Annotated in this window: 7 protein-coding genes; all 7 read left to right on the plus strand. The window is 58.7% G+C overall.

Going from position 1 to position 8,879, the window contains the following annotated elements; genetic code table 11:
- Positions 1 to 44 precede the first annotated feature (44 nt).
- On the plus strand, positions 45 to 1,532 hold the full coding sequence (gene thrC, locus RTU96_RS13065) for a threonine synthase (RefSeq protein WP_312637067.1): 1,488 nt from the start codon (positions 45 to 47) through the stop codon (positions 1,530 to 1,532).
- A 70-nt stretch (positions 1,533 to 1,602) separates the two neighbouring features.
- Positions 1,603 to 2,292 carry a metallophosphoesterase gene (locus RTU96_RS13070; RefSeq protein ID WP_312637068.1) on the plus strand — a complete coding sequence of 230 codons (690 nt, stop codon included), beginning with the start codon at positions 1,603 to 1,605 and terminating at the stop codon, positions 2,290 to 2,292.
- Positions 2,293 to 2,377: 85 nt separating this feature from the next.
- Complete coding sequence (gene tig, locus RTU96_RS13075; protein ID WP_312637070.1) at positions 2,378 to 3,826, plus strand: trigger factor; 1,449 nt, start codon at positions 2,378 to 2,380, stop codon at positions 3,824 to 3,826.
- 145 nt (positions 3,827 to 3,971) lie between these two features.
- The gene (locus RTU96_RS13080) at positions 3,972 to 4,553 is read left to right on the plus strand and encodes an ATP-dependent Clp protease proteolytic subunit (RefSeq protein ID WP_294857254.1); all 582 of its coding nucleotides are present in this window, start codon (positions 3,972 to 3,974) and stop codon (positions 4,551 to 4,553) included.
- Between the two features lie 37 nt (positions 4,554 to 4,590).
- A complete protein-coding gene (clpX, locus tag RTU96_RS13085; protein WP_312637072.1) occupies positions 4,591 to 5,910 on the plus strand; it encodes an ATP-dependent Clp protease ATP-binding subunit ClpX in 1,320 nt (439 codons plus the stop codon).
- 74 nt (positions 5,911 to 5,984) lie between these two features.
- Entirely contained in the window at positions 5,985 to 8,414 is a 2,430-nt protein-coding gene (lon, locus tag RTU96_RS13090; RefSeq protein ID WP_312637074.1) for an endopeptidase La, read from the plus strand.
- 158 nt (positions 8,415 to 8,572) lie between these two features.
- The coding region (gene yihA / locus RTU96_RS13095; RefSeq protein ID WP_312637087.1) for a ribosome biogenesis GTP-binding protein YihA/YsxC at positions 8,573 to 8,879 on the plus strand (307 nt) is incomplete at its 3' end.

Consider the following 8,879-nt stretch of genomic DNA (forward strand, 5'->3'; position numbering starts at 1 on the left):
CAAAGGAAAGACATGCGGCGGCGCGACAAGCAGGAGGAAGAGACATGAAGTATTACAGCACGCGGGACACCGCAGTGGCCCTTAGCGCGGCGCAGGCTGTGCAGCAGGGCCTGAGTCGGGACGGCGGCCTTTTGACCCCCACGGAATTTCCGACGCTTTCACTGGGAGAGCTGGAAGCTCTGCTGCCTCTGAGTTATCCCCAGCGGGCGGCGGCGGTGATGGGCCTGTACCTGACGGATTACAGCGCGGAGGAACTGCTGGATTTTGCCGAAACGGCTTATGGTCCTGCCCGGTTTGACACTGCCGCCGTGGCCCCGGTGCGGACGCTGGACGAAGCCACCTACTGCTTGGAACTGTGGCACGGGCCGACCTCCGCGTTTAAGGATTTGGCGCTTCAGATGCTGCCCCGGCTGCTGTCCGCCGCTTTGAAGAAAACAGGGGAGCGCCGGACGGCCTGCATCCTCGCGGCTACCTCCGGCGACACCGGCAAGGCCGCCATGGAGGGCTTTGCCGACGTGGAGCAGACAAAAATCCTGGTGTTTTACCCCAAGGACGGCGTTTCCGCCGTGCAGGAGGCCCAGATGCTGACTCAGCGGGGCGAAAACGTGGGCGTTTGCTCCGTAGTGGGGAATTTTGACGACGCACAAAGCGGTGTAAAGCGTATTTTTTCTGACGAAGCCCTCCGGGAGGAGCTGGACGGACGGGGCTATTTCCTCTCCTCCGCCAACTCCATCAACTGGGGTCGGATTCTGCCGCAGGTGGTCTACTATATCTCCGCCTACTGCGATTTGGTACGGGACGGGAAGCTGAAAATGGGAACAAAGGTCAACTTCTGCGTACCCACCGGGAACTTCGGCGATATCCTTGCGGGGTATTACGCGAAAAAGATGGGCCTGCCCGTTGGAAAGCTCATCTGCGCGTCCAACAAAAACGACGTGCTGACGGAGTTTTTGACGACTGGGACCTATGACCGCAACCGGAATTTTTACAACACCATCAGCCCCTCCATGGACATCCTGATTTCCTCCAATCTGGAGCGGCTGCTGTTCGACCTTTCGGGACAGAACGGCGAGCAGGTGAAGAGCTATATGGATCAGTTGGCCATGAGCGGCAGCTATCGGGTGAGCGACGGGATTTTCGGGCAGATCCGCGAGCTGTTCTGGGCCGGGTCCTGCGGCGAAGCGGAAACCGCCGCCGCCATCGGGCGCTATTATCGGGAGCGGGACTATCTGTTGGACACCCATACCGCCGTGGCGGCGGACGTGCTGGAGCAGTACCGCGCCAAAACTGGCGATAACGCTCCCGCCGTGTTTGTATCCACCGCGTCCCCCTTCAAATTCTGCGACAGCGTGCTTGCCGCCATCGGCGAGAAGGCCGAGGGCACAGGAACAGATCTGATCGACCGGCTGCAATACGTCACCGGACGGCCCGCCCCGTGGCGGCTGGCGGCCCTGCGGGAGAAGGAGAGCCGGTTTGACCTGTGCCGGAAAAAAGAGGAGATGCCCCAGACAGTGCGGGATTTCCTCAGATAATTCCGGGGTATCCGGCGCGGGACCCACGGGACTTTGCAGCCCGTGAAAAATCAAGAAAAGGAGGGCGTGAATGGCCCTGTATGCGATTGGCGACTTGCATTTATCCCTGACGGCGAACAAGTCCATGGAGGTCTTCGGGGAGGCATGGAAGGACTACGTAAACCGGATTGCCGCGTCCCTTTCCTTGTTGACGGAAGAGGACACGCTGATTCTGGACGGAGACACCTCCTGGGGTATGAGCATGGAGGAGGCAGAGGCGGACTTCCGCTTTTTGGAGCAGTTTCCAGCAAAAAAGCTGCTGGTAAAGGGAAACCACGACTACTGGTGGACCACGGTGAACAAGATGAGCGGCTTTTTCGCGGAGAAGGGACTGACCAGCTTTTCGTTCCTCCACAACAACTGTTATTTTTACGGGGAATACGCCCTGTGCGGCACCCGGGGCTGGTTTCAGGAGGAACACCAAAAGCCCCCGGACGCAAAGGTTTTGAACCGGGAGGTCATGCGGCTGGAAACCTCCCTCCGGGCGGCGGGGGACAGGCCGATTCTGTGCTTTCTCCACTATCCGCCGCTGTACAAAGGCTATCAGTGCCCCGAAATTCTGGCGCTGCTGGAAAAATATCGGGTGAAGGCCTGCTATTACGGGCATCTTCACGGGCCGGTGATCCGCCGCCGTTTTGAGGGCGAACAGGCCGGAACCGACTTTTCCCTTATCTCCGCGGACTATTTGGAGTTCGTTCCAAAAAAAATTATCGAATCATGAAAAAAGTGTGGATTTTTCCGCATTTGTCTGATATTATAGGGAATTGTACCGGCTTGCACCGGTCATGAACGGAGGAGTAAACAATATGAACGTGAAAAACTGCGAAAAACAAGAAAAAAGTACCGTCGCCCTGACTGTGGAGGTCAGCGCGGAGGAATTTGAGGCCGCTCTCGTAAAGGCATATCAGAAGATGCGCAAACAGATCAATGTGCCGGGCTTCCGTCCCGGCAAGGCTCCCCGCAAGATTATCGAGGGGATGTACGGCGCAGAGGTGTTTTTCGAGGAAGCGGTCAATATCGCCATGCCCGACGCCTACGAGGCCGCCGTGGCGGAGCAGAAGCTGGAAGTTGTGGGTTATCCTCAGGTGGATTTGGAGGGCGAGCTCACCAAGGAGGGCTTTACCTTCAAGGCGTTGGTTCCCGTCTATCCCGAGGTGAAGCTGGGCCAGTATAAGGGCCTTGAGGCTCCCAAGTCCGATGTAAAGGTCAGCGCCGCCGATGTGGACGAGCGTCTGAAGGAAATGGCCGACCGCAACACCCGGCTGGTCTCCGCGGACCGGGAAGCGAAAAACGGCGATGTGGCCGTCATTGATTTCGAGGGCTTTCTGGACGGCAAGCCTTTTGACGGGGGCAAGGGCGAGGGCCACAGTCTGGAGCTTGGCTCCGGCAGCTTTATCCCCGGCTTTGAGGAGCAGGTTGTCGGCATGAAGGCCGGCGAGGAGAAGGATCTGGACGTGACCTTCCCCGAGGACTACACCCCCGAGCTTGCCGGCAAGGCCGTGGTGTTCAAGGTGAAGCTCCACGAGGTGAAGGAGAAGGACGTTCCCGCCATGGATGACGAGTTCGCCAAGGACGTGAGCGAGTTTGACACGCTGAAGGACCTGAAGGCGGACATCGAGAAGAAGATTACCGACGAGCGTGAGCAGGTGGCCCGTCAGGCGTTTGAGGATGCGCTGATGCAGAAGGCGGCAGAGAACATCACCGCCGATGTACCCGATGCGTTGGTGGAATCTCAGGCCCGCCGCTTTGTGGACAATTTCAAAAATCAGATTCAGCAGCAGGGCATTCCCTATGAGCAGTATATGCAGATGACTGGTATCACCGAGGCCAAGCTGCTTGAAGACGCCAAGGAACCCGCTCTGCGGCAGGTCCGCATGGATCTGGCTCTGGCCGCCATCATCAAGGAGGAAAAGATCGAAATTTCCGACGAGGATGTGGAAGCCGAGTACAATACCATGGCAGCGCAGTACGGCATCGAGCTGGAGAACATCAAGAAGTACCTGCCCGCCGAGCAGATTAAAGATCAGCTCAGCAGCCGCAAGGCGATTGAACTGGTGCGGGACAGCGCCGTTGCCGTGGAGGCCAAGGCCGAGGAGGCGGAGGAGAAGCCTGCCAAGAAGACCGCCGCCAAGAAGACTGTCAAGGCTGCCGAGGGCGAGGAGAAGCCCGCCAAGAAGGCTGCCAAGGCTGCCGACGGTGAAGAGAAGCCCGCCAAGAAGCCCGCTGCCAAGAAGACCGCCAAGAAAGCGGAGTAATCATCCGGAAAACCGTTTACTTTTTACAGATTCGACACATTCTCTCATGGTACCTGTGGTATCATGGGAGAATGTTTCTAGACGGACCAACCCCGGCAAGGGACCGGGGACTCCGCAGACCAGTATCAAAGTGGAGGTTATACCAATGAGCTTAGTACCTTACGTAGTGGAACAAACCAACCGTGGCGAGCGGTCCTACGATATCTTTTCCAGACTGCTGAATGACCGAATCGTCTTTTTGGGCGAGGAGGTCAACGCCACCACCGCCAGTCTGGTTGTGGCCCAGCTTCTGTATTTGGAGGCGCAGGACCCCGACAAGGACATCCAGCTTTATATCAACAGCCCCGGCGGCTCCGTCACCGACGGAATGGCCATTTACGATACCATGCAGTACGTCAAGTGCGACGTGTCCACCGTGTGCGTGGGCATGTGCGCGTCCATGGGTGCGTTTTTGCTGTCCTCCGGCGCCAAGGGCAAGCGGATTGCCCTGCCCAACGCCGAAATCATGATTCACCAGCCCTCCGCCGGGACCCAGGGCCAGATTACCGACATGGCAATCCATCTCAAGCGGCTGGAAATTATCAAAAAGCGCATGAACCTCATTCTTGCGGACAACACCGGAAAGTCCCTGGAAGAAGTGACAGCCGCCTGCGAGCGGGACAATTTCATGTCCGCCGAGGAGGCCAAGGAATTTGGCCTGATCGACAAAATTATCACCAATCACTGATTGCGCCTTTCCGAAAAGGCAGAACTGAGGTAAAACCATGCCGAACGACGACAAAAGAACTCTTCGCTGCTCCTTCTGCGGCAAGCACGAGCAGCAGGTTCACCGGATGATTCAGGGACCGGGCGTGCGTATCTGCGACGAATGCGTCCAGCTATGCATGAGTATTTTGAACGATGGGTTCGAGGACACCGGCGCCTCCGGTCTGGAGGAAATCCCTGACAAGCTGCCCACGCCTCAGGAAATCAAGGGCGTGCTGGATCAGTATGTGATCGGGCAGGACGAAGCGAAGGTCGCTCTGTCTGTGGCGGTGTACAACCACTATAAAAGGATTTATTTCGGCGGCGACGAGGAAGTGGAGCTGCAAAAGAGCAACATCCTCATGCTGGGGCCCACCGGCTCCGGCAAGACGCTGTTTGCCCAGACGCTGGCCCGCATTCTGAAGGTCCCCTTCGCCATCGCGGACGCAACTACTCTCACCGAGGCGGGCTATGTGGGCGACGATGTGGAGAACATTCTCCTGCGGCTTTTACAGGCCGCCGACTTTGACGTGGAGCGGGCCGAACGGGGCATTATCTATGTGGATGAGATTGACAAAATCGCCCGTAAGAGCGAAAATGTCTCCATCACGCGGGATGTGTCCGGCGAGGGCGTGCAGCAGGCTTTGCTGAAAATCGTCGAGGGCACGGTAGCCAACGTTCCCCCTCAGGGCGGACGCAAGCACCCTCATCAGGAGTTTATTCAGGTGAACACAAAGAACATCCTGTTCATCTGCGGCGGCGCTTTCGATGGGCTGGATAAAATTATCGAGCAGCGGCTGGACCAGAAGAGCATCGGCTTCGGCGCGAAGATCGAGGGGAAGAAGGAGCGAAACCTGAGCCGGATTTTGGCTGGGGTTCAGCCTCATGATATTTTGAAATACGGCCTGATTCCTGAATTGGTAGGTCGTCTTCCTGTGATTGCCACGCTGAACGCACTGAGCCGCGAGGATTTGGTGCGGATTCTCACGGAGCCGAAAAACGCTTTGGTCAAGCAGTATAAAAAGCTGCTTGGGTACGACGATGTGGATCTGATTTTTGATCAAGAGGCGCTGGAAGCCGTGGCCGACAAGGCCATCGAGCGGAATATTGGCGCCCGGGGTCTGCGGGCGGTAATGGAATCCATGCTGACGCAAATTATGTATGACATTCCCTCCGACCCCACGATTGAAAAGGTACGGATCACCCGAGCCTGCGTGGAAGGGACGGAGCAGCCCGCGCTGGTGCACGACAAGCGGCGCGCAAGCCACCCGGTGAAGCTGAACAACGGCAAGGCCGAAAAGCCGGAGATTGCCGGCAGTACACCGGCCTCCGCATCCTGAGCAGCCGCAAGCCTGACATAGAAAGGGGGACGCGAGCCGCGTCTCCCTTTCTTCAATAAGAAAGGAACCTGGCTATGGAGCTGACAACCTGGAACATTCCCGTTCTGGCCCTGCGGGGCCTGACGGTTTTCCCACATATGAACATCACCTTTGATGTGGAGCGACCCATCTCCATTGCGGCCCTGAGCCGGGCCATGGAGACGGATCAGGAAATTTTTCTGGTGACGCAAAAGGAAATCGGAACGGCGGTGCCGGGGGAGAAGGACCTCTACCGGGTGGGCACCGTGTCCCATATTTCTCAGGTCCTGCGCGTATCTGAAGGAAGCGTGCGGGTGATGGTGGAGGGGGGCCGCAGGGCGCGGATGAAGCGCCTGTGGCAGTCCGAGCCGTTTTTGCAGGCCAACGTGGAGGCGATGCCGGAGCAAAAGGAGTCCGAATCTTTTTTGAACAGCCCTCGGACAGAGGCCCTTTTGCGCCAGACCACCGTGCTGTTTGAGGAATACGCGGGGAAGGTTTCCAACCTGCCCGACGGCGTGAAGGCACAGGTGCTGGAAAGCCGGGACCCGGGATATCTTGCGGATTTTCTGGCACAGAACGTCCAACTGCGGGCTGAGGAACGGCAGAGCATTCTAGAGGAGACTTCCGCCTACGTCCGGCTGCGCAAGCTCAACGAATTTTTGGCACGGGAGAACGATGTGCTGGCTTTTGAGGGCGAAATGGAGAGCAAGGTTCGTTCTCAGCTTGCCCGGTCCCAGCGGGAGCAAATTCTGCGCGCCCAGATTCGGGTGATGCAGAGTGAGCTTGGCGAAAGCGAGGACGGGGACGAGGAGCTGGACGAATACCGCATGCGCATTCTCCGGCTGGACTTGCCGGAGGACACGGAGGCCCACCTGATGAAAGAGGTGGATAAACTGGGCAAGCAGCCCTATTCCAGCGCCGAGAGCGCGGTGATCCGCAACTATCTGGACGTGTGTCTGGAAATGCCATGGAACACCGAAACCCGTGAGCGGCTGAATGTGGAAGCTGCCAAAAAAATTCTGGATAAGGACCATTTCGGCCTTGAAAAGGTAAAGCAGCGGATTGTGGAGACGATTGCCGTGCGCCAGATGAACCCGGAGGGGAAGGGGCAGATTCTCTGCCTTGTCGGCCCTCCCGGCGTGGGCAAAACCTCCATCGCCGTCAGCGTTGCCAAGGCGCTGAACCGGAAGCTGGCCCGGCTGAGCTTGGGCGGCGTCCGGGACGAGGCGGATATCCGGGGCCATCGGAAAACTTATATCGGCTCCATGCCGGGCCGGATTATTGAAGCCATCAGCCGCGGCAAGTCCATGAACCCGTTGCTGCTGCTGGACGAAATCGACAAGCTGGGCAACGACTTCCGGGGTGACCCGGCATCCGCCCTGCTGGAGGTGCTGGATTCCGAGCAGAACCACGCCTTCCGGGACCACTTTATGGAAATTCCAGTGGATTTGAGCCGTGTCATGTTCATCACCACTGCCAACACCACCGACACCATTCCCCGTCCCTTGCTTGACCGGATGGAGGTCATTCAACTGGGCAGCTATACCGACGAGGAAAAGCTGCAAATTGCAAGAAATCACTTGATTCCCAAGCAGATGAAGGAGCACGGGCTGAAAAAGTCTCAGCTCAAGATAGACGACGGGGCCATCCGCGCCCTGATTCGGGATTACACAAGAGAGTCCGGCGTGCGCATTCTGGAGCGGCGGATTGCCGCCCTGTGCCGCAAGGCGGATTTGAGACTGCTTACGGGCGAGACGAAGCGCGTTGCCGTGGCGGAAGCGGATTTGCACGGACTGCTGGATATGTCCCCCTACCCCCCTGCCCTCCACACGGAGCGGGAGGAGATTGGCGTGGTCAACGGGCTTGCGTGGACCGAGGTTGGCGGCGAGATCCTGGAGGTGGAGGCCAATGTGATGGACGGCACCGGGAAGTTGGAGCTGACCGGGAATCTGGGCGACGTGATGAAGGAATCCGTTCAGGCGGCGCTGAGCTGCCTGCGCAGCCGGACCGCAGTTTATGACATTGACTCGGAGTTTTACAAGAACAAGGACGTTCACGTCCACTTTCCGGAGGGAGCCGTGCCCAAGGACGGACCGTCCGCGGGCATCGCGGTGGCTACGGCGCTGTGCTCCGCCCTCACAGGGCGGAAGGTTCGGGCGGGCATCGCCATGACCGGGGAAATCACTCTGCGGGGCAGGGTGCTGGCCATCGGCGGGCTGAAGGAGAAGACCATGGCGGCGCTGCGTAGCGGTGTGAAAACGGTGCTGATTCCGGCGGACAACGTGCGGGATTTGGAGCAGATTGACCAGACTGTCCGTGCCGCGCTGGAGTTTATCCCTGTGGGCAATGTGGATGAGGTGCTGAGCCGGGCGCTGTGCCCCGCCCCCATCAGGAGCAGGGCGGAAAAGGCAACGGAACCGGAGCAGACCGTGGTGGCTGCTTTCGCCCCTGCCCGGGAATCCGGCGGAGACGCGTTGCGGCAATAAGAATATGTTTGGCGGGGCCGCGCATGCGGCTTCGGTGCGGCGGGCGGCAGAGTCGCGCGTGATGGGGACCGGCGGCTTTGTCACCGGTCCCGTCCCCGCGCTTTGCGGGGCGGAGTATTTAAAAATAAGAGTGAGGAAGTGAGTTCCCGGTGAATTTTATGAAGGCGGAATTTGTCCGCTCGGCGGCAGACCCCAAGGATTTCCTGCGGGACGGACTGCCACAGATGGCCTTTGCGGGCCGGTCCAATGTGGGCAAGTCCTCGGTGATCAACCGTCTGGTGGGGCGGAGAAACCTTGCCTATGTGGGCGCGACGCCGGGAAAGACCACCCAGATCAACTATTTCAAGGTTGACGGCAAAGCATGGCTGGTGGATTTGCCGGGATACGGCTATGCAAAGGTGAGCCGGACGGAAAAGGAGCGGTGGGGCCGTCTGATGGAGCGCTATTTTCAGGACGAGGGAGACA

Source organism: Oscillibacter sp., assembly GCF_032018205.1.
In the GTDB taxonomy this organism is placed as follows: Bacteria; Bacillota; Clostridia; order Oscillospirales; family Oscillospiraceae; genus Oscillibacter.